Origin of the sequence: Stappia sp. 28M-7, from assembly GCF_014252955.1 — a bacterium.
Classification (GTDB): domain Bacteria; phylum Pseudomonadota; class Alphaproteobacteria; order Rhizobiales; family Stappiaceae; genus Stappia.
In genome coordinates this window covers 3914958-3939506 of sequence record NZ_JACMIA010000001.1, presented here as the reverse complement: position 1 = coordinate 3939506, position 24549 = coordinate 3914958, and the positions used below count along the sequence as shown (strand labels likewise).

At 67.8% G+C, this 24549-nt stretch carries 20 protein-coding genes; 14 read left to right on the top strand and 6 right to left on the bottom strand.

The annotated features are described in order from the left end of the window. The first annotated feature begins 62 nt into the window (after positions 1–62). Positions 63–791 carry a cytochrome c oxidase assembly protein gene (locus tag H7H34_RS17700; RefSeq protein ID WP_185925970.1) on the top strand — a complete coding sequence of 243 codons (729 nt, stop codon included), beginning with the start codon at positions 63–65 and terminating at the stop codon, positions 789–791. Continuing rightward, positions 791–1285: a CopD family protein gene (locus H7H34_RS17695; RefSeq protein WP_245165113.1), complete on the top strand. Its 495-nt coding sequence runs from the start codon at positions 791–793 to the stop codon at positions 1283–1285. Before H7H34_RS17700 ends, H7H34_RS17695 begins: the two co-directional genes overlap by 1 nt. Here H7H34_RS17695 and H7H34_RS17690 read toward each other — a convergent pair. Next, the gene (locus H7H34_RS17690) at positions 1266–1766 is read right to left on the bottom strand and encodes a DUF2231 domain-containing protein (protein ID WP_185925969.1); all 501 of its coding nucleotides are present in this window, start codon (positions 1764–1766) and stop codon (positions 1266–1268) included. The two genes, H7H34_RS17695 and H7H34_RS17690, sit on opposite strands and share 20 nt — an antisense overlap. Positions 1767–1817: 51 nt before the next feature. Between H7H34_RS17690 and coxB the strand changes: the two genes are divergently transcribed. The 6 genes from coxB (at position 1818) to H7H34_RS17660 (ending at position 8538) form a co-directional block, all read left to right on the top strand. After that, positions 1818–2513: a cytochrome c oxidase subunit II gene (gene coxB / locus H7H34_RS17685; protein WP_185925968.1), complete on the top strand. Its 696-nt coding sequence runs from the start codon at positions 1818–1820 to the stop codon at positions 2511–2513. Then, positions 2510–5098 (top strand): cytochrome c oxidase subunit I, encoded by a 2589-nt coding sequence (gene ctaD / locus H7H34_RS17680; protein WP_185925967.1) that lies wholly within the window; start codon positions 2510–2512, stop codon positions 5096–5098. Before coxB ends, ctaD begins: the two co-directional genes overlap by 4 nt. After that, positions 5098–5427 carry a hypothetical protein gene (locus H7H34_RS17675; RefSeq protein ID WP_120269419.1) on the top strand — a complete coding sequence of 110 codons (330 nt, stop codon included), beginning with the start codon at positions 5098–5100 and terminating at the stop codon, positions 5425–5427. Before ctaD ends, H7H34_RS17675 begins: the two co-directional genes overlap by 1 nt. Positions 5428–5545: 118 nt before the next feature. Then, positions 5546–6058 (top strand): superoxide dismutase family protein, encoded by a 513-nt coding sequence (locus H7H34_RS17670; protein WP_185925966.1) that lies wholly within the window; start codon positions 5546–5548, stop codon positions 6056–6058. 271 nt (positions 6059–6329) lie between these two features. After that, entirely contained in the window at positions 6330–7814 is a 1485-nt protein-coding gene (locus H7H34_RS17665; protein ID WP_185925965.1) for a phospholipase D-like domain-containing protein, read from the top strand. A gap of 10 nt (positions 7815–7824) precedes the next feature. After that, a complete protein-coding gene (locus tag H7H34_RS17660) occupies positions 7825–8538 on the top strand; it encodes an endonuclease/exonuclease/phosphatase family protein (protein WP_185925964.1) in 714 nt (237 codons plus the stop codon). Between the two features lie 40 nt (positions 8539–8578). Here the strand turns inward: H7H34_RS17660 and H7H34_RS17655 are convergent, their stop codons facing one another. Then, positions 8579–8869, bottom strand: coding sequence for a BON domain-containing protein (locus tag H7H34_RS17655; RefSeq protein WP_185925963.1), 291 nt, complete (start codon positions 8867–8869; stop codon positions 8579–8581). 281 nt (positions 8870–9150) lie between these two features. Between H7H34_RS17655 and H7H34_RS17650 the strand changes: the two genes are divergently transcribed. After that, the gene (locus H7H34_RS17650; protein WP_185925962.1) at positions 9151–10821 is read left to right on the top strand and encodes a sensor histidine kinase; all 1671 of its coding nucleotides are present in this window, start codon (positions 9151–9153) and stop codon (positions 10819–10821) included. A gap of 343 nt (positions 10822–11164) precedes the next feature. Here the strand turns inward: H7H34_RS17650 and H7H34_RS17645 are convergent, their stop codons facing one another. The 4 genes from H7H34_RS17645 to H7H34_RS17630 form a co-directional block, all read right to left on the bottom strand. Further along, on the bottom strand, positions 11165–12853 hold the full coding sequence (locus H7H34_RS17645) for an ABC transporter permease subunit (RefSeq protein WP_185925961.1): 1689 nt from the start codon (positions 12851–12853) through the stop codon (positions 11165–11167). Next, a complete protein-coding gene (locus H7H34_RS17640; RefSeq protein ID WP_185925960.1) occupies positions 12850–13908 on the bottom strand; it encodes a putative 2-aminoethylphosphonate ABC transporter ATP-binding protein in 1059 nt (352 codons plus the stop codon). Before H7H34_RS17640 ends, H7H34_RS17645 begins: the two co-directional genes overlap by 4 nt. A gap of 221 nt (positions 13909–14129) precedes the next feature. Next, positions 14130–15137 (bottom strand): ABC transporter substrate-binding protein, encoded by a 1008-nt coding sequence (locus tag H7H34_RS17635; RefSeq protein ID WP_185925959.1) that lies wholly within the window; start codon positions 15135–15137, stop codon positions 14130–14132. A gap of 136 nt (positions 15138–15273) precedes the next feature. Beyond that, positions 15274–16053 (bottom strand): DeoR/GlpR family DNA-binding transcription regulator, encoded by a 780-nt coding sequence (locus H7H34_RS17630; protein ID WP_185925958.1) that lies wholly within the window; start codon positions 16051–16053, stop codon positions 15274–15276. 278 nt (positions 16054–16331) lie between these two features. Between H7H34_RS17630 and H7H34_RS17625 the strand changes: the two genes are divergently transcribed. The 5 genes from H7H34_RS17625 (at position 16332) to H7H34_RS17605 (ending at position 24548) form a co-directional block, all read left to right on the top strand. After that, positions 16332–17723: an ABC transporter substrate-binding protein gene (locus H7H34_RS17625; RefSeq protein ID WP_185925957.1), complete on the top strand. Its 1392-nt coding sequence runs from the start codon at positions 16332–16334 to the stop codon at positions 17721–17723. Beyond that, entirely contained in the window at positions 17720–19834 is a 2115-nt protein-coding gene (locus tag H7H34_RS23770; protein ID WP_185925956.1) for an ATP-binding protein, read from the top strand. Before H7H34_RS17625 ends, H7H34_RS23770 begins: the two co-directional genes overlap by 4 nt. Further along, on the top strand, positions 19821–21170 hold the full coding sequence (locus H7H34_RS17615; protein ID WP_209006246.1) for a sigma-54-dependent transcriptional regulator: 1350 nt from the start codon (positions 19821–19823) through the stop codon (positions 21168–21170). Before H7H34_RS23770 ends, H7H34_RS17615 begins: the two co-directional genes overlap by 14 nt. A 267-nt stretch (positions 21171–21437) precedes the next feature. Continuing rightward, positions 21438–22721 (top strand): ABC transporter substrate-binding protein, encoded by a 1284-nt coding sequence (locus H7H34_RS17610; RefSeq protein WP_185925955.1) that lies wholly within the window; start codon positions 21438–21440, stop codon positions 22719–22721. A gap of 96 nt (positions 22722–22817) precedes the next feature. After that, positions 22818–24548 carry an ABC transporter permease gene (locus H7H34_RS17605; protein WP_083206194.1) on the top strand — a complete coding sequence of 577 codons (1731 nt, stop codon included), beginning with the start codon at positions 22818–22820 and terminating at the stop codon, positions 24546–24548. Position 24549 lies beyond the last annotated feature (1 nt).

The window sequence follows — 24549 nt, the reverse complement described above, 5'->3', positions numbered from 1 at the left end:
CGGGCAGGGGAACGATTCACCGCGGCGAGGCGTTTCGGTTTCGATCGCGAGGTGAAACCGATATGCCTGACGTCTATTGCGGACCGGCTCCAGCGCCGCAAACCCTGCTCTTTGCGTGGAATTTCGATTTCATCGCGCTTGCGCTTTGCGCCGCCCTGCTGGGGCTTCATCGCTTTTCCGGTTCGCGCGAGGGCCGCCCGGCCCTGATCGCCGGCACCTTTTTTCTGGCGCTGCTGTTCCTGTCGCCGCTCTGCGCGCTCACCGTTTCGCTGTTTTCCGCCCGCGTTGCCCATCACGCCCTGCTGATCGCCGTCGCGGCGCCGCTGCTGGCGCTCGCCTTTCGCAAGGTGCGGTTTCCCGCACCTGCCCTGCCGCTCAGCGCTCTCGTTGCCGTCAACGCGCTGCTTCTGTGGTTCTGGCATGTGCCGCAGGTCTACGAGGTCGCAATCGTCGGGACGCTGCCCTACTGGACCATGCAGCTCAGCCTGCTTGGCGCGGCCTTCGCCCTGTGGCGCGCGGTGCTCGCGCCCGCTGCCCATCCCGGCTCGGCGATCTTCGCCCTGCTCGCGACCATGGTGCAGATGGGCATGCTCGGCGCGCTGCTCACCTTCGCCCGCGCCCCGCTCTATGCGGCGCATTTCGGCACCACGCAGCCTTTCGGCCTGTCGCCGCTTGCCGACCAGCAGTTGGCCGGCCTGATCATGTGGGTGCCCGCCTCGCTCCCCTATCTCGTTGCGGCGCTGCTGCTGCTCTCAGCGCAGCTGGCGCCCGCATCGCGGCGTGTGCGCTGATGCTCTGGGTCAAGGGGCTGCACATCGCCGCCATCGCCATCTGGGTTGCCGGGCTGGTCTGCCTGCCGGGCCTTTATCTGCGGCGCGAGAGGGTCGGGCACGACGAGGCGTTCCACTCCCTGCATGCGACAGTGCGCTACCTGTATGTGGGGATCATCTCGCCGGCCGCCTTCATTGCCGTGGGCAGCGGCACGGCGCTGATCTTCCTGCAGCAGGCGTTCGACGCCTGGTTCCAGCTCAAGCTCGCCTTCGTCGGCGTCCTGGTGGTGCTGCACATTCTCACCGGGGCGGTCGTCGTCGGTCTGTTCCGCGATGGCGGCGAGTATTCGCTGCTTCGCGGGCTGGTCGCCATCGCTGCCGTCACGGCGACGGCCGCCGCCATCCTGGTGGTGGTGCTGGCAAAGCCCGACCTGGAGGGCCTGCTGCCGCAAGCCCTGTCGGAGCCCGGCGCCCTGAAGCGCCTTGTGGGCGAGCTCAATCCTTTTCGGAGATGATGAGGCCGATGCCGTGATCGAACACGAGTTTGCCGCCATGCCAGCCTGCCAGGCCGGTGAAGACGCTGGCCAGCACCGACAGCATCAGGCCGTGCGGCAGCACCGCGTCCGGATCGGTCAGCCGCAGGCCCCAGTTGGTGCCGGCGGTGGCGATCAGCATCATCGCGGCAACGGCGTGGGTCCAGCTGGCCGCGCGGATGCGGATGCCGGGAACGAGCAGCAGCTCGGCCGTGCCGACCAGCCCCGCGCCGAGGCCGGCCAGGAAGGCGAAGCCCGAGGACCACAGGCCGGCGCGCAGCCAGAACGGATCGCCCGACCACCAGTAGAAGACGTCGCAGCCGAGCGTGGCGATCACCAGCGCGATGGGAAAATGCACGCTCATGGCATGCAGCGGATGTCCGGCGACGGCAACGGCGGAGGCGACCGGCTCGCTGGCGACCTCCTCGATGACGGGGCTGTCGGTGTCGTCCATTTCGTTCATCGTGGTCCTTCCTTTGGCAGGGAAAGCGCTCGCGGGGGCGTTTTGTTCCGCATGGGCGCGCTTGTCGGCGCGGGCCTTGCCCTTGCCGCCTGCACCGGACCGCTGTCGGCGCTGCAGCCCGAAGGGCCGGCGGCGCGCGGCATCGGGACCTTGTGGTGGGTCATGCTGTTTGCCGGAACGGCGATCTTTTTTGCCGTCGCCGCGGTGTTGACGCTGGCCTTCGTCCGCCCCGCCTGGCTGCGCCGCTTCGGCGAAACGCGGCTGATCCTGTGGGGCGGGCTGGTCGTTCCCCTCGTCATCCTGGCCGGCCTGGTGACGGCGGCCTTCGCGCTGGGCGAACAGGTGCTGGTGGTTCGCCAGGGCGAGGCGCTGCGCATCGAGGCGACGGCCCGTCAGTGGAGCTGGCGCTTTCGCTATCCCGGCGGGCACGAAACCCACGATCTTCTGCACCTGCCGGCGGGGCGGGATGTCGACGTGGCCTTGACCAGCGAGGATGTCATCCACTCGTTCTGGGTGCCGCGTCTGGGCGGCAAGCTCGATGCCATTCCCGGCCATGTCAACGTCATCCGCCTGAGGGCGGACCGGCCCGGCACCTATGGCGGGGTCTGCGCCGAATATTGCGGCATCGGCCATGCGCCGATGCGCTTTTCCGTCGAGGCGCACGAGGAAGACGCCTTCGCGCGTCTCGTCGGCCTTCGGGAGGGCGCGGCGACAGGCGCCGTACCGGACGGGGAGGGCGCACGATGAGCGGGAACGCACCGCCGCAGGAGCAGGCCCCCAACCAGGCCCCCGTCAACCAGGCCCCCAACCAGGCCCCCGTCAACCAGGCCCCCGTCAACCCGATCCGCCTGCACCGGGAGCTCGCCGCCCTGTGGGACACGCCGGCCGGCTGGCAGCAGCTCGGGGCGGTCAATCATTCCATCCTCGGCAAGCGCTTCATCCTTGCCGCCTTCTTCTTCTTCGCGGTCGGCGGGCTGCTCGCCATGCTGATCCGGGTGCAGCTCGCCACCTCGAGCACGGCCTTCGTCGGGCCGGAGGTCTACGGCCAGCTCTTCACCATGCATGGCACGGTGATGATGTTCCTGTTCGCGATCCCGATGTTCGAGGGCTTTGCGATCTACCTCCTGCCCAAGCTCCTGGGCGCGCGCGATCTCGCCTTTCCGCGGCTCACCGCCTACGGCTTCTGGTGCTACATCTTCGGCGCCTCGATCCTGCTTTGCGCCATGGTCGCCGGCGTTGCACCGGACAGCGGCTGGTTCATGTACACGCCGCTGTCCTCCTCCACCTACACGCCCGGCATCAATGCCGATGTCTGGCTGCTCGGCATCACCTTCGTGGAGATCTCGGCCCTGTCGGCGGCCATCGAGATCACCGTCTCGGTGCTGAAGCTGCGCGCGCCGGGCATGAGCCTTGCGCGCATGCCGATCATGGCCTGGTACCTGCTGATCACCGCCCTGATGATGCTGTTCGGCTTCCCGCCGCTGATCCTCGGCTCGGTCCTGCTGGAGCTGGAGCGCGCCGCCGACCTGCCGTTCTTCGATCCCACCAGGGGCGGGGACTCGCTGCTGTGGCAGCACCTGTTCTGGCTGTTCGGCCATCCGGAGGTCTACATCATCTTCCTGCCGGCGGCCGGGGCGATCTCGATGATGATCCCGACCTTCGCCCGGCACGAGCTGGTCGGCTACCGGGCGGTCATCGTCGCGGTGATCGCGATGGCCTTCCTGTCCTTCGGCCTGTGGGTCCACCACATGTTCACCGTCGGCATCCCGCATCTGGCGCTGGCGTTCTTTTCCGCCGCCAGCGGGCTGGTGGCGATTCCCACGGCGGTGCAGATCTTCGCCTGGATCGCGACGCTCGCGGCCGGGCGGCCACGCTTCGACGTGCCGATGCTCTATCTTGGCGGCTTCTTCTTCGTCTTCGTCATCGGCGGGCTGACCGGCGTCATGCTGGCGATGGTGCCGTTCAACTGGCAGGCGCACGACACGCATTTCGTCGTCGCGCATCTGCACTACGTTCTGGTCGGAGGCTTCGTTTTCCCGATGATGGCCGCCGCCTATTACTGGCTGCCGCATTTCACCGGGCGCCTTGCCGAGCACCGGCTGTCGAAGCCGGCCTTCTGGGCGATCTTCATCGGCTTCAACCTCACGTTCTTCCACATGCACCTGACGGGGCTGCGCGGCATGCCGCGCCGTGTCGACACCTACCCGGTCGAGGCGCGGCTCGACTGGCTCAACCTTCTGTCCTCCGTCGGCTCCTTCGTGATGACCATCGGCTTTGCGCTCTTCGTCATCGACCTCGTCGTGCATCTGCGCTTCGGGCGCAGGTTCCGGCGCAATCCCTGGGGCGCGCGGACGCTGGAATGGGCGATCCCGACGCCGCCGACCTCCTATGGCTTCGCCTCGCTGCCGCACATCACCGAGCGCGGCGACCGCCTTGCGCCCGAACAGGAGGGGGCACGGCTCGCCGCCGGGCGCGGCTATCTCGGCTTCACCCGCAACGGCTGGATGGAGACGCTCGGCGTCGATATGGTCACCGGCCGGCCGGAGCAGCTCATCATCCTGCCGCGCCAGACCTTCCTGCCGCTGTGGAGCGGGCTCCTCACCGCCGCCGTCGTCCTGTGCCTGCTCGCCAAGGTCTACTGGCTGGCGCTCTTCGCCTTCCTTGCGGTCGTCGTCTCGCTGCTGGCCTGGACCTCCGCCACCGGCGCGCGGCAGGACACGGGGCCGCTTCCCATCGGCAACGGCGCCTCCGCCCGCCCGCATTGGGAGAGCGAGGGCGCGCCGTCCTGGTGGGCGATGGTGCTCGCCTGCGCCGCCGAGGCGACGCTGTTCTCCTCGCTGCTGTTCGGCGGGCTGTTCCTGTGGCTGGTCGCCCCGCAATGGCCGCCGGCCCGCCCGGCGCTGCCCGATCCCGCGCTTGCCGCCACCTGCCTGGCCCTTCTGGGGCTTGCCGCGCTGGCCGGCCGGGGCGCTCTTTCGCGTCTCCTGCGGCAGCGCTCGCCCGCCCCGCGGCTTGCCCTGTGCTTGGCGGCTCATGGCGGGGCGGCGCTTTTGTTCGCGCTGATGGCGGCAAGCGTGCCGACACCGACGGCCCATGCGCACAACGCCACCGCGCTGGTGCTGCTGGCCCTGTGCGGCCTTCGCGCGGGCTTCGGCGCGCTGCTCGCCGCTTATGGCCTCTGGCGTTGGCGGGCCGGCTTCCTGTCGGCGGCGCGCAGCCTCGATCTTCGCATCGGCCGGGTCTGGCACGACTATGCGGCCGCGACCGGCATCCTCGGCCTTGGCGCTGCCTTCGCCTTCGCCTGGCTGGCGGCAACCGGAGGGGCGGGCTGATGAAACGCACCTCGCCGCTTCTTCTGGGCGCCGGCTTCACGGTATGGGCGCTCGCCTTCGTGGCGCTCTATGCCATGCTGTCGGTCGGCTGCCGCTTCGGCTGGGACACGGTCGTGCTCGACATGGCCGGCGGAATGTCGCTGCAGCGCCTGCAGCTGATCGCGATCTTCCTGGTGCACCTTGCGGCGGGAGCTGCGGTGATCGCGGCGCTGCGGCGGCGGAGGGGGAGCGGGTTCCTCTACCCCATCGCCTATTTCGCGGCGATCGCCGCGCTCGGTGCCAGCGTCTTTTCCTTCGCCGGCGTCTTCTTCCTGACCACCTGCCTGTAGGGCGCCGGGCGGACCCGCGCATGGAACATGTCGGGCGCTCGGCCGTTGTGTGATGATGGGCGGTGCGCGCCTCTTGCGGGCTGCGCTGCCGTCATCGCCAAATGCAGGAGATCCAGGGATGAAAACTGCCATGATCGCCGCCGGCCTCGTCGCCATCGCCGCCTTGCCGGCGGCTGCGCAGGGCCAGGAGCGGCAGGAGGCGACCGCCACCTTCATTGGCCAGGACGGCAAGGAGGCGGGCCGCGCGACCCTCACCGGCACCTCGGCCGGCGTGCTCATCGATGTCGAGGTGAGCGGCTTGCCCGCCGGCCAGTGGGTCGCTTTCCATGTGCACGAGACCGGCACATGCGATGCCGCGGGCGGCCACAAGTCGGCCGGCGGCCATTTCAATCCGGGCGGTGCCGAGCACGGCTATCTTTCGGAAAACGGGCCCCATGCCGGCGACATGCCCAACCAGTGGGTCGACGCGGACGGCACGCTGCGGGCGCAGGTGTTCAACGCCATGGTGACGCTCGACGGCGACCAGGCCATCCGCGGCAAGGCGCTGATGATCCATGGCGGCAAGGACGACTATTCCAGCCAGCCTACCGGCGATGCCGGCGACCGCCGCGCCTGCGCGGTCATCGAGTAAGCCGCCTGAGCTTTCGCGCATGCGTTCCGGCGGCGGTTTTCCGCCGCCGGGCGCGCCCCTTCCGTCCTGCGGGCGGGGCCGGGAGGGAACGATTTTCCCTCTGACGACTTATCCAGCCAGGGACAAGGCCGAGCGGGCGATCGCGTGATCGCCGCACAGACGGCCGCAGCACGCGGGGGCGCATGCGCGCTCCTGCTCGAATTGGCGGACGGACGCGGCGCATCCTGCGCCCCCTCTTCGCCGAAGACCCACGGCAGGCAGCAGCAACTGGATGACCAGCACAGACACCTTTTCCGACGCTTCTTCCATCATCGACACCGACCGCAACGCTTGGCGGGTGGCGCGGGCGGATCGTCTCGCCTTTCTCGTCGACGCGGATGCCTACTACCGCCAGGTCGAGACGGCCTTGCGGCAGGCGCGCCGGTCCATCTGGATCGTCGGCTGGGATTTCGATCCCGACATCCTCCTGCAGCCGCAGAATGAAGACGCGATGACCCTCGGCGAGCTGCTGCGCTCGCGGGTCGAGGAAACGCCGGATCTCGACGTGCGCATCCTCGTGTGGGGCGAGGGGCCGGTCTATTCCAGCGGCCGCATTCCGGTCCTCCAGGACACGGACTGGTGCGAGCACCCGCGCATCGCGCTGCATTACGATTTCGAGCATCCCTTGCGCGCCTCCCATCACCAGAAGCTGGTGGTGATCGACGAGGAACTCGCGTTCGTCGGCGGCATCGACCTCACCTCGCAGCGCTGGGACACGCCCGACCATCTGGCGGAAAACCCGCTGCGCCGGCGTCCGAACGGCGACCCCTACGGCCCGGTGCACGACATCCAGGTGGCGCTGTCGGGCGAGGGCGCGCGCGTGATTGCGGATGTGGTGCGGCGGCGCTGGGGGCGGGTGGTCTCTGGCGAGCTTCCCGCCGCCGAGGCGCCGGGCGAGTTCTGGCCGAGCGAGCTGGAGCCGCACATCACCGGCTGCGACGTGGCCGTCGCCCTTGCCGAGGCGGGCGGCAGCGATCACAAGCGGCGCACCGACCCGATCCAGCTCACGTGCGATGCCATCGATGCGGCGCGCGACAACATCTATATAGAGACCCAGTATCTCGCCTCCACGCGGGTGGTGCGCCATCTGACGGCGCGCCTGCGCGAGGAAGGCGGGCCGGAAGTGGTGATCCTCGTCACCCGCGATACGCGCGGCCTGCTGGAGCAGTGGACGATGGGCTATGGCCGCACGCTGGCGATCCGCCGGCTGATGCGGGCCGACACCTTCAGCCGCCTGCGCATTGCCTATGCGGTCGTTCCCGACGGCAAGGGCGGCGAGCAGGAAGTGCTGATCCACGCCAAGCTGGTGATCGTCGACGACCGCTTCGTGCGGGTCGGCTCGGCCAATCTCAACAACCGCTCGGAAGGCTTCGACAGCGAGTGCGACCTTGCGATCGAGGCGCAGGGCGAGGCCTGCCGGCAGGCCATCACGCGGCTGCGCAACACGCTCATGGCCGAACATCTCGACGCGGATCCGGCTGCGGTCGCGCAGGTGGTGGAGCGCACCGGCTCGCTGGCCGCCGTGATCGACGAATTCAACGTCAATGCGCGGGGCCTGCGCTCCTACCGGGTCAATCCGCGCAAGCGCGCCGGCCTGCTGCATCTCGGTTCGGGCATCGTCGATCCAAAGCGCCGCTACTGGCCGCTGCAGCGCTTTCGCGAGGTCGGCAGCTTCGCCGCCTCGCGCCTGACCGGCATGCTGAAGGCGTGGTTCTAGGACCGGGCCCTTGAGACTGCTGTCCTACAACGTCCATGGCTGCGTCGGCGGCGACCGGCGGCTCGACCTTTCCCGCATCGTCGAGGTGATCGCCGAGGCGCGGCCGGACGTCGTCGCCCTGCAGGAGCTCGATGTCGGCCGCTCGCGCAGCGGCGGCGTCGACCAGGCCGAGCAGATCGCGGCCGCGCTGGAGATGACGTCCGTCTTCCACCCCGCCATGCATGTGGCGGAGGAGAAATACGGCGATGCCATCCTCACCGCACTGCCGATGCAGGTGGTCAAGGCCGGGCCGCTGCCGTCGCGGGGCGAGCCGCGCGGCGCGATCTGGTGCCGGATCGAGCACGCGGGCCGTCCGATCAACGTCTTCAACACGCACCTGGGCCTGTGGCGGGGCGAGCGGCTGGCACAGGCGCGCGCGCTGCTCGGACCCGGCTGGCTCGGCCATCCGGGGTGCCGGGGTGAGGACACGGTGCTGATGGGGGATTTCAACTCGCTGCCGTCCTCGCGCAGCTTTGCGCAGATCGCCGGCGCGCTTCAGCTTGCCCGGCCGAGAACCGACCGGCTTGCCGGCCCGACCTTTCCCGCGCGCTTTCCCTTGCTGCGGCTCGATCACATCTTCCTGTCGAAAGGTCTTCGGTGCCTCGACTGCACGGCCCTGCGCACGCCGCTTGCACGTCTTGCCTCCGACCACCTGCCGCTGCTTGCGACCATCGAGCGAAGCTGAGGGCGGGGCCGGCCGCCGCAAGACGGCAGACCCTCGCCGCTTACGCCAGATCGCTTTGCGGGGGCACCGGATGCGGGCGGGCGCGCAGGTTGTTGCGCACGCCGACAACGCCGCGAACGGAGCCGGCGCACTCTTCGGCCCGCTGCTTGTCATGGGGGTGGTCGACGAGGCCGCTCAGCGTGACTTCGCCGTCCTTCACGTCGATATCGATGGCGCCGTCCTCCAGATGGGGATCCTCGTCCAGCCGCTCGCGAACGTGCTCGCTGATGTGCGCATCCGGGATCGCGCCTGCCGGCGTCTCCGGTCCGCTCCCGTGCTCGGGTCCTGCCATGTCGTGCTCCTCTCGTGTTCGATCCTTCGATATCTCTCGAACGGCGGGCACGCGCTTTTGTTCCTTTCTGCACAGCTTCGCAAAAATGGCGTTATGGCCAAGTCTGTATTTTGATAGTACGTTTTGCAGCGGATCGGGGGGTAAACGTCTAGCCGGAAAGGGGTGCTGGCTGGAAGGCTGCGCATGGGGGCATGTGTGGATACGAGCGGCACCGGACACGTTTGCGCAAGCTGTCATCGAGACTGCCATTCAGGCCGCCCACGGCGTCCATCACGTCGTATTTGACGTTTCTCGCGGCTGCCATCGCCGTGCCTCTGATCGCGGTCGCGACCTTTCTCTTCGTTGAGATCGAGGCCAACGAACGCAAGGAGCTGCGCGAGCGGGCGACCACCGATGCGCGCACGCTCGGACGCATCGTCGAGCGCCATCTTACCGACATGACGTCGACGCTCCGGCTGCTTTCCGTGTTTCCGGAGCTGGAGGACGGAGACCTCCAGGGCTTCCAGAACCGGACGCAGCACATCCTGTCGTCGCACGCCATGTATCTCATCCTGATGGACGAGAACGGCCAGCAACTGCTCAACACCCGGGTTCCCTACGGCACGCCGCTCGGCATCACCTCCAATCTGGCCGCGCTGGAGGCGGCCCTTGCCAGCGACAAGATCAGCGTTTCCGACATCTTCTTCGGCAAGACGAGCGGCGAGTGGGTGTTCAACGTCACCATGCCGCTGCCCGAAACCCTGCGCGGTGTCGGTGCCGCGCTGATCCTGACCCAGGGCACCGACCAGGTGCAGGCGGTGCTGTCCCGCGAGGTGATCCCGCCGGGCTGGAGCGCGGCCGTCATCGACCAGAACGACATGGTCATCGCATCCAGCGGCGCCAACGGCCTGCCGATCGCCACTCCGTTTCCCGGCACCCCGCATCGCGGGTTCGGCAGTTTCAGCGGTTCCATGGAGTTCGAGCAGGCCGGCGAGGCGATGGTGAGCGGTTACGCCCGGCTGCCGAACTTCCCCTGGGTGGTGGTCGTGTCGGGGCCTGTCGCCTCGGTTCAGTCGCAGGTCGTGACGTGGAAGCTGCTGCTCTTCGGCAGCATCGCCTTCATCGCCATGAGCATGCTGCTCGCCTATCTCGTTGCCCGCCAGCTCAGCCGCTCCGTGCGGCAGCTTTCGCGGATGGCGGAGCGGATGGGGCGGGGCGAGATCGTCGCGCCGCTGGAAACAAGGGTGAGCGAGGTCAACCAGATCGCGGTTGCCCTGTGCAACGCGTCCTTCGACCGCAGCGAGGCCGAAAACCGCGTGCATCTGCTGCTGCGCGAACTGGTCCACCGCACCAAGAACGTCCTGACCCTGGTGCAGGCGATCCTGCGCCAGATCGCGCGCCAGTCCGCCACCAAGGAGGAGTTCCAGGAGGCGGCCGACACCAGATTGCAGGGCCTTGCCCAGTCCGTCGAACTGCTGGCCCAGGAAAACTGGTACGGCGTGTCGATACACAGCCTGATCGACCAGCACCTGTCGACCGTTGGCGTGTCGCCCGACCAGCGGGCGATCGAGGGCGAGGATTTCGTGCTCGGCGTCAGCGCGGTGCAGAATCTCGGCCTGGTGCTGCACGAGCTTGCCACCAACTCGATCAAGTACGGTGCGCTGCAAAGCCCGCTCGGCTGCATCCGCATTTCCTGGGCCAGTGCCGGCGAGCGGCGGGACGAGCCCGGCGTGCTGCTGGAATGGCGCGAGGAAGGCGGCCCGGCCGTCACACCGCCCGAGCGGAGCGGCTTCGGCTCGGTCATCATCGAGCGCCACGCGGCCGCGGCGTTTTCGGCCAGCGTGACGCTGGAGTATCGTCCGGACGGTCTCTACTGGTCGATGCACGCGCCCTGGTCGGAGCTGCGCAAGGAGGGAAGCTCGAACCCGCTCGACGCGGTTTCCGAGAACCTCACCTACAAGGCAGCGGAGTAGCGGGCAGCTGACGGCGCGCCCGGTCGACGGCACGGCTGCGGGCCGGGGCATCGGCGTTTCGGCGGTTTGTCCCCGGCCTCGTGCGCACTTGTCCCCGTGCGGGCGGCGCGCCCGTCTGCTTGTCGGCCTGCGTGCTTGTCTTGCGTTTGTTGCGGCGAACCGAGCGATCCGGCACGCGAGCGGGAATTGCGACGCGTTTCTCGAATTTCGGCGATTTCGGCGCGGAATTTTGCAAAATCCGTCTCGAAATTTCTCAAGTTTCCGCAAGGGGGACAAGTCGCGCCCCGCCTGCGGACGCAAAGGCGCAAGCCCTTGCATCCGCTTTTGTTTTTGGTCTCGATGCCTAGCGGATCAGGGTGACGTTCTTCGCGCCCGCCAGCCAGAGGATCGCCCGCACGATCAACAGGCACCCGATCACGATGGCCATGATGCAGACCGAAAAGGCGGCCGCCTGGTTGACCGCGCCCCGGTCGGACAGCTGCAGGACCGAGACGGCGGCGAGCTGCGTCGACGGCGTCACCAGGAAGATAACTGCCGACAGAGAGACCATCGTCCGCATGAAATAGAACACCCCGACGCCGAGCAGCGTCGGCCACAGAAGTGGCAGCGTCACCTTGCGCAGGGTGGTCAGCGTGCTGCCGCCGAGCGTTGTCGAGGCCTCGTCGAAGACCGGGCCTATCTGCTTGAGACTGGTCGAGGAGATCAGGAAAGCGTGGGCGTGGTTGTAGTAGACGCTGAGGATAACGATCAGCGCGAAGCTGCCATAGAGCACGTTGAGCGGGTTGGCCGGCTCGTTGAAGGTCAGCACGTAGCCGAGGCCCAGCACCATGCCGGGAACGGCCGCCGGCAGGATCGCCAGCAGCGACAGCGGCCCGGTGAGAGGGTTCCGGAACTTCTGCACCACGATGGCGGTCAGGCCGGTGATCGCGACGCCGGCGATGGCGGTGGCCAGCGACACACCGACGCTGTTCCACAGCGGCGCCGTACCGTTCTGGACGTCGAACTCGTAGTGCTTGAGCGTGAAGCTCATGTTGTAGGGCCACAGCCGCACGAAGCTCGCCACCACGACGATGACAAGCACGCTGAGGATCAGCGACACGATCACGTAGGCATAGAGCGAGAAGGCGAGGTCGCGGCCGCGAGAGGGCTTTACTTCCAGGGGCTTGGACTGGGCGGTGACCAGCGCGTGCTGGCGGCTGGAGATGCGCTTCTCGATCAGTTTGGCGAGGATAGCGGGCACCAGGAGGACGATGCCGATCACTGCACCGAGGCCGAATTGCGCCTGCCCGATGACCTGGTTGTAGACCTCGGTGGCCAGGACGCTGAAGTCGCCGCCGATCACCATCGGGTTGCCGAAATCGGTCATCACCAGGGTGAAGACGACGAAGATCGCCGCCGCGAGGCCAAAGCGCGTCGCCGGCAGCGTTACGTCACGGAAGATCCGCGCCGGCCCCGCACCGAGCGTCTCGGCACTCTCGTAGATGCGGGCGTCGGCGACGGCGAGCGCCGCGGACAGGATCAGGTAGGCATAGGGAAACGCATAGAGCGCGTTGGCGATTGCCGTTCCCCAAAAGCCATAGATATCAATGTCGAAGCCGAGGAAGCGGTTGAACACGCCGTTGCGGCCGAGCAGGAGGATAAGTCCCTGCGCCTGCACCAGCGAGGGGGCGAACAGCGGTGTCAGTACCGCGATCCGCAGGAACGGCTTGAAGGGAATGGCCGCGCGCTGCAGGGCATAAGCGTAGAAATAGGCAAGGCCGACGGCGGCCAGCGTCGCGGTCAGCGACATGGAAATGCTGTTGAGGACCAGCCGCCAGAAGCGTTCGGCCCCGAAGGTCTCGGTGAAATTGCCGATGCCGAAGCCGGTCGGCGTCTCGAAGCCGCGCAGCAGGATGCCGGTCAGAGGCAGCAGCAGGAACAGCAGGATCGGGATCGCCGCGAGGACCGACAGGCCCATGGTTATCGAGCGGTCGCTGGCCCAGCCGGCGGTTCTGCCGACCGATTGCGCGCCGCGTGCGGCCGCCGTGCTCATGACAGCACCCGCAGCGCGTCGGCGGGGAGAGACACGGCCAGCCGGGCTCCTGCTTCCGGGATGGCGGCGGTGCCGTGCAGCTCGGCGACAATGCCGGTTTCCGGCCGGTTTTCCGGCTCCAGTTCGACGCGGGTGATGTTTCCTAGGAAGGAGACCGAGCGCACGCTGGCGGGGAGGATATTTGCCCCGCTGGTGCCCACGTCGGTCAGTGCGACGGCTTCCGGACGAATGCCGAGGGCGGCCGGCGTTGCGGGACCTTTGCCGCCGTTGGCATGCGTTGCCACTTCCAGCGGGACGCCGCCGAAGCTGAATCCGCCGGCCGTTCCCGGGTCGAGCGGCAGCACGTTCATGCGGCCGATGAAGTCGGCGACGAAGGCGGTGGCCGGCTCGCGATAGAGCTGTTGCGGCGTGCCGATCTGCTCGATGTGGCCCTTGCTCATGACGACGATCAGGTCGGCCATGGCCAGCGCCTCTTCCTGGTCGTGGGTGACCATGATGGTGGTGATGCCCAGGCGCTTCTGGACCGCGCGGATCTCGATGCGCAGTTCCTCGCGAACCTTGGCGTCGAGCGCGGACAACGGTTCGTCGAGCAGCAGGGCGGACGGGTCGGGAGCCAGCGCCCGCGCCAGCGCGATGCGCTGCTGCTGGCCGCCGGACATCTGCGAGGGCAACTTCTCGGCCTGGTCGGCAAGATGGACGAGGTCGAGCATTTCCCGGATGCGGGCCTGCATCCGCGCCTTGTCCCAGCCCCGGCATTCCAGCCCGTAGCCGACATTGCGGGCGGCCGTCATGTTGGGAAACAGCGAGTAGGACTGGAAGACCACGCCGAAATTGCGGTTCCTGGCGGGGATTGCGGACAGGTCGGAACCGCCGAGACGGATGCTGCCGCCGTCGGCCTCCTCCAGCCCGGCGATGACGCGCAGCAAGGTGGTCTTGCCGCAGCCCGAGGGGCCGAGGAAACAGACGAAGGAGCCCTGGGCCACCTCCAGCGAGACATGGTCGAGCGCGGTAAGCTTGCCGAAGCGCTTGACGAGATCGTGGATAGAAAGGTCCATGAGGCTTTCCTGCGGGCGTGTGTTCGAAAGGATGACGGCCGGGCAAGGCGCGCGCGGGCCAGGGGCCCGAACCGCCCGAAGGTCGCGGCCGGCACCGTCCCGCAAGGGCCGGCGCCGGCGGCAGCGGTTTACGAGGCCGGGCTCAACCGGCGGTCCAGCGTTTGCGCAAGACCGCCGGAAAGCCGGTCGCAGAGCCGGCCGGGAGCCGGCTCAAGCCGTTCTCAACGCTCGTATTTTTCCTGCCAGGTCTGGACGATCCGGGCGCGCTCCTCGGCTGCGGCCTTGAAGTCGACCGGGAACAGCACCTTCGACACGTCGTCCGGCAGGCCGGCAGAGGTGAAGCGCTCGGGCATCTTGCCGCCCGGCACGGTGACGATGGCCTTCCAGTCGTAATAGACGTTGGCGGCCTGTTCGCTGAGGGTCCAGTCGAGGAAGCGCTTGGCAGCGTCCTTGTTCTTGGAGGCGGCGACAAGGGCGTTGGCTTCCATCTCGTTGCCGGCGCCCTCGGACGGGACGACGAGCGTGATCGGATAGCCTTCCTCGATGTTCTTGACGGCGCGCAGGCCGAACGAAGCGCCGACCGTGTACTCGCCGGCTGACGCGGCGTTGCAGGGCCGCGAGCCCGACTTGATGTACTGGGCGACGTTCTTGTCGAGCTTGTCGAGGAATTCCCAGCCCTTCTCCTCGCCCATCAGCTGCAGCAGCGAGTTGATCTGGATGTAGCCGGTGCCGGAGCTGGCCGGATTGGGCATGACCACCTCGTCCTTGAAGGACGGGTCCGTCAGATCGGCCCAGGAGGTGGGCATCTTCAGGCCCTTGTCCTTCAGCCGCTCGTTGTTGACGCAGAGCGCGGCCATGTAGCCGGTGACGGCGAACCACTTGCCGTCCGCATCGCGGAACCGCTCGGGAACCTGGTCGATGCCGGCCGGCTTGTAGGTTTCCAGACCCTCGAGGATTTCCGGATTGACCATCGAGGTGACGGCAAAGCCCCACAGCACGTCGTGCTGGGGATTGGCCTTCTCGGCGATGATGCGCGCAGCCAGGTCGCCGGTCGACAGGCGCAGCATGTTCACCTCGAGATCGGGAAGCGCCTTCTTCGCCTCCTCGAGGAAGGCCGCGGCCTCGTCCTCCTCATAGGACGTGTAGACCGTGATCGTGTCGGCCATTGCCGTGCCCGACAGCATCATCGCTGCAAGGGCGGCCAGTGCGGACCTCTTTGTCAGGTGCATCTCCGTTCTCCTCTGTTCGAAAGGCAACATTTTTCTTTTTGCGACATTTAACGCTCAAATGGCGCGGCTTCACAACAGTCTAAATACAAGTTTCGAGATTTTTTAGCCGCCGAACGGATTTTCGGCGAGCTTGCGATCACGCAATGTGCAACCTGACCTCAGATGAGGCAAGGATCTGCTGCAGTGCACCTTGCGGCGCCGCATCGGTCACGAGGTCGGAAACCTCCGTCACCGGTCCCAGATGCACCAGTGCAGTGCGGTAGAACTTGCTGGAATCGCTCGCAAGCAGTGTCGAGCGTGCCTGGCCGATGGCAGCGCGGACGATCGACACCTCGTTCTGGTCATCGTCTCCCATGCCGCCGTCTTCGGCGATGCCGCTGACGGCGATGATCGCCACGTCGAAGCGGAAGCGGCGAATGAACTCCGCGATGTCCTCGCCCATCACACTGCCGGCGACGTTCTGGACGAAGCCGCCGGGAACCGCGACCGTGAAGTCCGTCCGGTCGATCAGGGTAACGGCCGCCCGCAGGCCGTAGGTGACGACGCGCAGGCCGGTGCGCTCGCACAGGGCCTCGGCCACCGCCTCGCAGGTCGAGCCCGTGTCGAGGAAAACCGAGGCTCCGTCAGGGACCAGTTCCGCGACACGGCGGGCAATACGGCGCTTGGCGCTGGCCCGGTCGACACGGCGCTGGCGGTAGGTATGGGCGTCGATGGGGCTCGCCAGCGCGACGCCGCCATGATGGCGCCGCACGCGGCCGGTCTGCGCCAGTTCGCCGATGTCGCGGCGGATCGTCTGGGACGTCACGGCGAAGCGCTGGGTCAGTTCCTCGACCGAGGCATAGCCGGATTTCTCCAGGAAGCTCATGACTTCCTGCTGGCGCAGGGTCTTCTTCTTGGGGTTTTCGTCCGTCCGCATCCGCTGTTTCTCTTGCCGCCCCCGGGTCCCTCGACGATCTCTCGATCGCCCCTCGGTTTCGCTATTTTGTTCGAAATCGAACATTTGTCTCATTGGGAATAGGGGCACGGTCCGGCCGTCAAGGCAAGCCTGGTCAGAACTTCCCATGGTGGAAGAGCCGGGTTGTGCGCCTTGAAGAGCCGGCGTCCTTGTGGCCAAATGCCGCAATCGTGATCACCGTGACCGGTATCGCGGGCGCTGCGGAGGAGCAGCGCGCCGGACCGGGCACAGGAAAGACAATGACACTCTCACGTCTTGCAGTCCGGTCCGCCCCGGGAGGAGGGGGCGGCCGCCCGTGGAAGATCGTTGCCGGATTGGTAGCGCTCGCCCTTGCCCTGCTGCCCCGCCCTCTGGTCGCGCAGGATGCCGGCCCGCCCGCTGCACTAGCCGGCGGCCCGCCGACCATCGTGCTGACGTCCTATCCCGAGCCGTTCGCGCAGGCGGTGGCAGTCGCCTATTCGCGCGCTCATCCGGGCGAGGAACTGCGCTTCCTGCACAAGTCGACCCACGCGCTCATCGAGCATGTCACGAGCGAGCGCCTGCCGCGCGCCGACGTGGTGTGGACCAGCTCGCCGATCGCCATTGCGGAGCTTGCACGGGCGCGGCTGCTGGCGCGGCCGGAGCGGGCGGGCGAGGCGGCGGCGAGCGAGCCGGAGCCTTCTGCCCCGCGGCTTCATGCCTTCGCCTATTCGCAGCTCGGCATCATGTGGCGGCCCGACCTGATGCGCGCCAGGGGCCTGCCTGCGCCAGCCGATCTCGCATCGCTGCTCTCACCGGACTATGCGGGCATGGTCGCCATGTCCGCGCCGGCGCGTTCGGGTACGACGCTGCTCTTCGTCGAACTGGTGCTGCAATCGCTCGGCTGGGACGAAGGCTGGGCCTATCTGCAGCAGCTGGCCGGCAATCTGGCGACGGTGACGGCGCGCTCCTTCGGCGTGCCGGAGGGGCTGGCCCATGGCCGCTTCCCGGTCGGCATCGGCGTCGGGTTCCTTGCCCGCACCCAGCCGACGAACGGCGAGCAGCTCGCCTTTCTCGCCGCGCCCGAGGACGTGATGCTGCCGGCCGGCGTTGCCGCGCTCAGCACCGCCCGTCATGCGCAGGGCGCGCGCCGCTTCGTCGCATTCCTGCAAGGGCAAGCGGGTCAGGCGCTGCTGGCCGATCCGCAGGTGGCGCGCATTCCGCTGGCCGCTGCCCGGCAGGCAACGCCCTTCGAGGAGCGGTTCGACTATCTGCTCGCCTCCACCCGGCGCGACGTGGTGGTGGCGCTGTTCGACCAGCTGGTGACCTACCAGCTCGACGAGCACCGGCGGTTCTGGCGACGCTGGCGGGAGGTCGACGCGACGGTTTCGGGAGATGGAGGGGCCGCGCGCGAGGCGCGCTCCCTGCTCGACCAGGCCTATCGCCGGGCGACCGGCGTGCCGGTGCGTGCCTTCATGGCGCATGATCCGGCATTGGTGCGGGTGTTCTCGCCCGGCGGTCCCGAGCGGCTGGAAAACCGCGCCTTTCGCGAGCGGCTGATGGAAAGCTGGCACCGGGAGACGCGCGAGCGGCTTGCCGAGGCCGGGGCATTGGTCGAGCAGGCGCAGCGCCGCATGGCGGCCGCTGTCGCCGTTTCGCCGGCGTCACGGTGACCGCGCTCATGAATGGCGGTGGGCAGGACGGCGGTTCACCGCGGCCGGAGCGGCTGCATTCCTTCATCGGCTTCCGCCTGATCGCGGCGCTGGCGATCATCGCGACGGTCGGCATAGGCACGGCAGCGCTCTCCGTCTACGTCTTTTCCAGCTACGGCGAGACGGTGAGCGATCTCGTCGCCATCGAGAGCGGGCGGCAGGCGGACATCTCGCGCTTCGCCGAGGTGGCGACGGGCATTCGCGCCGACATGCCGCGCCTCGTTTTCGCCCGCAGCACGGAAACCCGGCAGGAAAGCCGGGCGCGGCTCGAGGCGGCGGTGGCGAGCCTTGCCGATCTGCTGGAGCGCATCGGCCGCACGCTCAACGACGAGCTGCCGGGCAGTGCGGACCTTGCCGCCGACCTGCCGCAGGCGCTGGCCGGCGACATCGCCCGCATCGACGGGAATGTCGCCCGGCACCTGGAGATCCGCCAGCAGGTGGATGCGCTGGTCGTGCGCCTCAACCGGTTGCACGACGAGGCTCTGCGCGAGATCGAGCCGCTGATCGTCGACACCGACTTCAACATCCGCGTTGCGCTGGACGCGATGGAGAGCGCAGCGCCCGCCGTGCAGGGGGCGGCTCCCCAGACGGAGCTGCTGGAGGGCGAGCTGAGCTTTGCCGAGACGCTGTGGAGCGCGCATGCCCATGTCAACCTGCTGATCGGCAAGCTGTTGCGCGTTGCCCAGGCGCAGGACCGCGACGTGATCGAACTGCTGCGCCAGGACGTCGGCGAGGCGGTGGCCGGCACCGGAGACATGGTCTCGCTGCTGGCGCAGGCGGCGAGCACGGTGACCCTGCGCCAGGCGCTGGCGGATATCGCAAGGCTCGGCGCGCCGGGGGGCGAGCTGTTCGATCTGAAGCTGAGCGAGGCGGCGCTGGCGGGCGAGAGCGCGGTGATCGTCGACGAGGCGGGCGACAAGCTCGACCGGCTGTCGCGCCTGGTCAGCGGGGCGGTCGCGTCCGCCGGCCGGCGTTCGGTCGAGGCGGCGGCGTCTGCGCGCGATGCGCTGGCGCGCGGCACGGTGCTGCTGCTCGGGCTCGGCGGCTCGCTCGCCGTGGTGGCGCTGGTGGTCGGCTGGCTGACGGTCGGCCGGCAGTTCATTCCGCGCCTGTCCAGCCTGCTGAAATCCATGCGGGCAATCGCGGAAGGCGAGCTCGACGCGCCGGTCAACGTCACCGGGCGGGACGAGATGGGCCAGCTCGCCGATGCGCTGCGCACGCTGCAGGGGCGCAGCCAGCTCGCCCGGCGGCGGCGGCTGGAGCTGGTGGAGATCAACGAGCGGCTCACCCACGAGATCGGCGAGCGCCGGCAGGTGGAGGCCAAGCTGCTGGAGACCCAGGAGGAGCTGGTGCAGGCGGGCAAGATGGCGGCGCTCGGCCAGCTGTCGGCGGGCATCGCGCACGAGTTCAACCAGCCGCTCGCCGCCATGCGCTCCTACCTGCACAATGCGCGGCGCTATCTCGACCAGGCCAACACGGGGAAGGTGCAGGAGAAGCTGGAGCAGGTCTCCGACCTGGTGCTGCGGCTGGCCGACACGTCCAACCACCTGAAGACGCTGGCGCGCCGGCGCACCCGCGAGGCGGCAAGCTGCGATCCGGTGCCCATCGTGTTGCGGGCAGCGGAGCTGTTCCGCATGCAGCCCGGCGCGGCGCGCATCGCCTTCGACCTGCCGCAGGAGGCAGGCGGGCCGATGGTGCGGGCCGACGCCAACCGGCTTGAGCAGGTGCTGATCAACCTCATCGGCAATGCGGTCGACGCGGTGGAGGCAAGCGAGGCGCCGCGGGTCGCCGTCGCGGTGCGGGCGGCCGAAGACCGGGTGAAGATCGAGGTCGCGGACAATGGCTGCGGCATTCCCGAAGGTGTGCTCGCCAAGGTGTTCGATCCGTTCTTCACCACCAAGGGGCCGGGCCGGGGGCTTGGTCTCGGCTTGTCGATCTCCTACAACATCGTCCGCGATTTCGACGGCAGCCTGCGCTTTGCCGATGCCGAGGGCGGCGGCACGCGTGCGATCCTGGAATTGCACCTGGCGGATGACGAGGAGGCACGAGGCGCGGCGCATGGCGGGATCTAGGGACATTGGCGGCACGGTGGTGCTGGTGGACGACGATCCTGCGGTGCTGGAGGCCATGCGCGAGACCCTGGTGCTGGAGGGGTATTCGGTGCGTGCCCATGGCGAGCCGCTGGCGGCGCTTGCCGGGCTCGACAGCCGCTTTGCTGGCGTCGTGATCTCGGATCTGCGCATGCCGGAGATGGACGGGCTGGAGCTGATGGCGCGGGTGCATGGCGCCGATCCGTCGATCCCCTTCATCCTGGTGACCGGCCATGGTGATGTGCCGCGCGCCGTCGAGGCGATGCGCTCCGGCGCCTTCGACTTCCTGGAAAAGCCGGCCGATCCTGACTACCTGATCGCGCTCACGGCCAATGCCCTGCGGCTGCGGGCGCTGGAGCTCGACAACCGGCGCCTTCGCGGCCAGCGGGAAGCGGATCGCGAGATATCCGGCGTCCTGATCGGCATCTCGCGGGCGATGGCGCTGCTGCGCGACGAGGTGCTGGCGGTGGCCGCGGCCGATGTCGACACGCTCATCCACGGCGAGACGGGCACCGGCAAGGAGCTGGTGGCGCGGTGCCTGCACCGCTTCAGCCCGCGCGGGCATGGCCAGTTCGTCGCGATCAACTGCGGCGCGCTCCCGGAGAACCTGATCGCCAGCGAGCTGTTCGGCCACGAGGCCGGCGCCTTCACCGGCGCGGTGAAGCGGCGCATCGGCCGGTTCGAGCATGCCTCGGGGGGAACGCTGTTTCTCGACGAGGTCGAGAGCATGCCGCTGCACCTCCAGACCCAGCTCCTGCGCGCGTTGCAGGAGCGGGCCATCGAGCGCGTCGGCAGCAACGAGCCGGTGCCCATCGACGTCAAGGTGGTGGCGGCGACCAAGGTCGACCTGCGCGAGGCGGCGGATGCGGGCACGTTCCGCGAGGACCTGTTCTACCGCCTCAACATGGCCGAGATCCGCATTCCGCCCTTGCGCGAGCGGGCGGAGGACATTCCCGTTCTCTTCCGCCATTTCGCGGGCGAGGCGGCGGCCTCGCGTCAGCGCGAATGCCCGGCGATCGCGCCGGCGGTGATGGCCGGGCTGATCGGCGAGCGGTGGCGGGGCAATGTGCGCGAGCTGCGCAACCGGGCCGAACGGCTGGCGCTGGGCCTCGGCTCCCGCCAGCCGGCGGGTGAGAGCGGGGCCGCGGCGAGCCTGCCGGAGCGGCTCGACAGTTTCGAGGAAGCGGCGATCCGCGAGGCCATCGAGGCCTCGTCCGGCAATCTGTCGGCGGTCGCCCGCCAGCTCGGCATCCCGCGCAAGAAGCTCTATCTCAGGATGGAGAAGCTGGGCATCGAACTGCCCGAGCGCGGCACCTGACAGTGAGTCGATTTCGACTCACCTCTTGCTGCTGAGGTGAGTCACTTCCGGAACAGCCCTGTCGGCCGTCCTCCGCGGTCGGATTTTCTATTCGATTGAAATCCTTTGATTATCGATTTTCTCGGCCGGATTTCCGGATCTGGCACGGCATTTGAGAGGGGAAAGGGCACCGGCCGTCAAAGGTCGGATCCATTGGGAGGAATACAAGTGAGCTCTTTTGCCCTGAAAGCAGCCGCGGGGGCGGCCGCTCTGTTCGCGAGTGTGTCCATGACAACGCTCGCGCTCGCCAGCGACAAGCTGACCATCGTCACGTCCTATCCGGCCGACGTCACCGACGTCTACAAGAACGCCTTCGAGCAGGCCCATCCCGGCGTCACCGTCGAGGTGGTCAACAAGAGCACCAGCTCGGGCGTGAAGTTCCTGAAGGAAACGACGTCGAACAATTCCGCCGACATCTTCTGGGCCTCGGCTCCGGACGCGTTCGAGGTGCTGAAGGCCGATGGCCTCCTGGTCAAGTACACCTCGTCGGTCGAGGGCCTGCCGGAGAAGATCGGCGCCTATCCGATCAACGATCCGGACGGCTTCTACACGGGCTTTGCCCTGTCGGGCTACGGCATCATGTGGAACACCCGCTATGCCCAGTCCTACAGCCTTGAGCCGGCGAAGCAGTGGTCGGACCTGACCAAGGCGCAGTATTTCGGCCATGTCGGCATTTCCTCGCCCTCGCGCTCCGGCACCACGCACCTGACGATCGAGACGATCCTGCAGGGCGAGGGCTGGGAGAAGGGCTGGGAGCAGATCAAGTGGATCGGCGGCAACTCCTACACCATCACCGAGCGCTCCTTCGGCGTGCCGGACGGCGTCAACACCGGCTCCTTCGGCTTCGGCGTGGTGATCGACTTCTTCGGCTTCTCCTCGCGTTCCTCGGGCTTCCCGGTCGATTTCGTCTATCCGGACGTGACCGCCCTGGTGCCGGCCAATGTCGGCGTCGTCAGCAACGCGCCGAACGAGGACAATGCCAAGAAGTTCGTCGACTTCCTGCTGTCGGCGAAGGGCCAGGAGCTGCTGCTCGACCCGAAGATCATGCGTCTGCCGGTCAATCCGGAAGCCTATGCCAACGCGCCCGAGGGCTTCCCGAACCCGTTCGTCGGCGACACGATCAAGGCCAGCGTGAGCTTCGACAGCGAAGCCTCCAAGGCGCATTACAACGCGGTCAACGCGTTGTTCGACAGCATGATCACCTATCGCCACAAGGAGCTGGCCGCGGCCGTGAAGGCCATCCACGAGGCCGAGGCGGCCGTGGGTGAGGGCGGTTCGCAGGCGGCCAAGGACCTGATCAAAGAGGCGCGCGCCCTGGTGGCCTGGACCCCGGTCGACCTGGAGACGGCGAACGATCCGGCCTTCGGCGCCATCTTCACGACCAAGCGCAAGAGCGAGGACGACAAGTCCAGCGGCCGCCAGGCCGAGGTCGAGCAGGAGTGGGACGCCCGCATCGTCGAGAACTATGCGAAGGCGGTGGACCTGGCCGAGAAGGCGAAGTCCGCGAACTGACGCAAGACCAGCGTCTGCGGGCGGTCCCGGCACGGGATCGCCCGCTCCGGTTCCTTCAGTCCCACACAATCCGCCCGTTGATGAGGAGGACCGCGCATGGCTGCGCTGTCGACCGTCCCTTCGCGTGCAAGTTTCGGGCAGCGCATATCCTGGGGGCCGCTGACGGCCGCGCTCGGTATCCTGCTCTTCCTTGTCGCTTTCCTGATCCTGCCCGTGGCGATGGTGATCTATGTCGCCTTCACCGATCCCGGCAGCGGCCAGCTGACGCTGGCCAACTTCATGGACTTCTTCCGGAGCGCGCTGTTCCGCGAGTCCTTCTACAATTCCTTCTACGTGGCCGCGATGTCGGTGGTGCTCGCCACCATCTTCGCCCTGCCGCTCGCCTACATCACCTCGCGCTTCAACTTCCGCGGCGCGGTGCTGATCCAGACGCTCGGCTTCGTTCCGCTGATCATGCCGCCCTTCATCGGCGCGGTGGCGATGCAGCTTCTGTTCGGCTCCAACGGCAGCGTCAACCTGCTGCTGCGTGACTGGTTCGGCATCACGCTGCCCTTCATGGAGGGGCTGAACGGGGTGATCCTCGTCCAGTCGATCCACTACTTCCCCTTCATCCTGATCAACCTGTCGGCGAGCCTTCGCAACATCGACCGGTCGATGGAGGAATCTGCGCAGATGCTGGGCTCGCACGGCATGCGGCTGTTCCGCCGCATCGTGCTGCCGCTGGCCATGCCCGGCTACATCGCCGGCGCCTCGCTGGTCTTCGTCAAGGTGTTCGACGACCTCGGCACGCCCTTGCTGCTGAACGTCAACAACATGCTGGCGCCGCAGGCCTACCTGCGCATCTCCTCGGTCGGCATCTCCGACCCGATGGGCTACGTGATCTCGGTCATCCTCATCGTCTGCTCGATCTTCGCCATGTGGGTGTCGATCAGCGCGATGCGCGGCAAGGACTATTCCACCACCCAGAAGGGCGGCGGGGGCCTGTCCAAGCGGGATCTCGGCGCACTGGAAACGGCCGGTTGCTATCTCGTGGTGCTGGCGCTGCTGGCCATCGTGCTGGCGCCGCATATCGGCCTGCTGCTGCTGTCGCTCGGCACGGTGTGGTCCTTCTCGGTCCTGCCGGACGGCTTCACCACCGAGCACTATGCGGTGGCGGTCAACAAGGCCTGGCCGTTCATCAAGAACACGCTGCTTTATGCCGGCATCGCCGCGCTGATCGACGTGCTGCTGGGCACGGCCATCGCTTATCTGGCGGCGCGCACGACGCTGATCGGGCGCAAGTGGCTGGACTATATCGCCATGGCCGCGCTCGCGGTTCCCGGCGTCGTGCTCGGCATCGGCTATCTGCGCCTGTTCTACAGCGTCGACATGCCGTTCACCGGTGCGCCCCTCGCCACATGGTGGGGCATCATCGTCATCGCGCTGGCGACCCGGCGACTGCCTTACGCGCTGCGCTCGTGCTCGGCGGCGCTGCAGCAGGTGAGCCCGTCGCTGGAGGAGGCCTCGGAAAACCTCGGTGCTCCGAAGGTGCGCACGGTGCGCAGGATCGTGCTGCCGCTGATGGCCGCCGGTCTCGTCGCCGGCTTTGTCACCAGCTTCGCGACGGCCGCCGTCGAACTGTCGGCGACGATCATGCTGGTGGCGCAGGAAAGCGACGCGCCGCTCGCCTACGGCCTCTACCTGTTCATGCAGTCGGCGGCGGGGCGCGGTCCCGGTGCGGCCCTCGGCGTGATCACGGTCGTGATCGTCGGCCTTGCCACCTACTTCGCCCAACATCTCGTGGAGAAGGCGCGACGGGAGCAATCCGCGTCCGCCGGCTCGCACTGAC

Coding starts and splice junctions, on each gene's coding strand:
- H7H34_RS17700 (WP_185925970.1), top strand. CDS start 63: ATGCCTGACGTCTATTGCGGACCGGCTCCAGCGCCGCAAACCCTGCTC.
- H7H34_RS17695 (WP_245165113.1), top strand. CDS start 791: ATGCTCTGGGTCAAGGGGCTGCACATCGCCGCCATCGCCATCTGGGTT.
- H7H34_RS17690 (WP_185925969.1), bottom strand. CDS start 1,766: ATGAACGAAATGGACGACACCGACAGCCCCGTCATCGAGGAGGTCGCC.
- coxB (WP_185925968.1), top strand. CDS start 1,818: ATGGGCGCGCTTGTCGGCGCGGGCCTTGCCCTTGCCGCCTGCACCGGA.
- ctaD (WP_185925967.1), top strand. CDS start 2,510: ATGAGCGGGAACGCACCGCCGCAGGAGCAGGCCCCCAACCAGGCCCCC.
- H7H34_RS17675 (WP_120269419.1), top strand. CDS start 5,098: ATGAAACGCACCTCGCCGCTTCTTCTGGGCGCCGGCTTCACGGTATGG.
- H7H34_RS17670 (WP_185925966.1), top strand. CDS start 5,546: ATGAAAACTGCCATGATCGCCGCCGGCCTCGTCGCCATCGCCGCCTTG.
- H7H34_RS17665 (WP_185925965.1), top strand. CDS start 6,330: ATGACCAGCACAGACACCTTTTCCGACGCTTCTTCCATCATCGACACC.
- H7H34_RS17655 (WP_185925963.1), bottom strand. CDS start 8,869: ATGGCAGGACCCGAGCACGGGAGCGGACCGGAGACGCCGGCAGGCGCG.
- H7H34_RS17645 (WP_185925961.1), bottom strand. CDS start 12,853: ATGAGCACGGCGGCCGCACGCGGCGCGCAATCGGTCGGCAGAACCGCC.
- H7H34_RS17640 (WP_185925960.1), bottom strand. CDS start 13,908: ATGGACCTTTCTATCCACGATCTCGTCAAGCGCTTCGGCAAGCTTACC.
- H7H34_RS17635 (WP_185925959.1), bottom strand. CDS start 15,137: ATGCACCTGACAAAGAGGTCCGCACTGGCCGCCCTTGCAGCGATGATG.
- H7H34_RS17630 (WP_185925958.1), bottom strand. CDS start 16,053: ATGCGGACGGACGAAAACCCCAAGAAGAAGACCCTGCGCCAGCAGGAA.
- H7H34_RS17625 (WP_185925957.1), top strand. CDS start 16,332: ATGACACTCTCACGTCTTGCAGTCCGGTCCGCCCCGGGAGGAGGGGGC.
- H7H34_RS17615 (WP_209006246.1), top strand. CDS start 19,821: ATGGCGGGATCTAGGGACATTGGCGGCACGGTGGTGCTGGTGGACGAC.
- H7H34_RS17610 (WP_185925955.1), top strand. CDS start 21,438: ATGACAACGCTCGCGCTCGCCAGCGACAAGCTGACCATCGTCACGTCC.
- H7H34_RS17605 (WP_083206194.1), top strand. CDS start 22,818: ATGGCTGCGCTGTCGACCGTCCCTTCGCGTGCAAGTTTCGGGCAGCGC.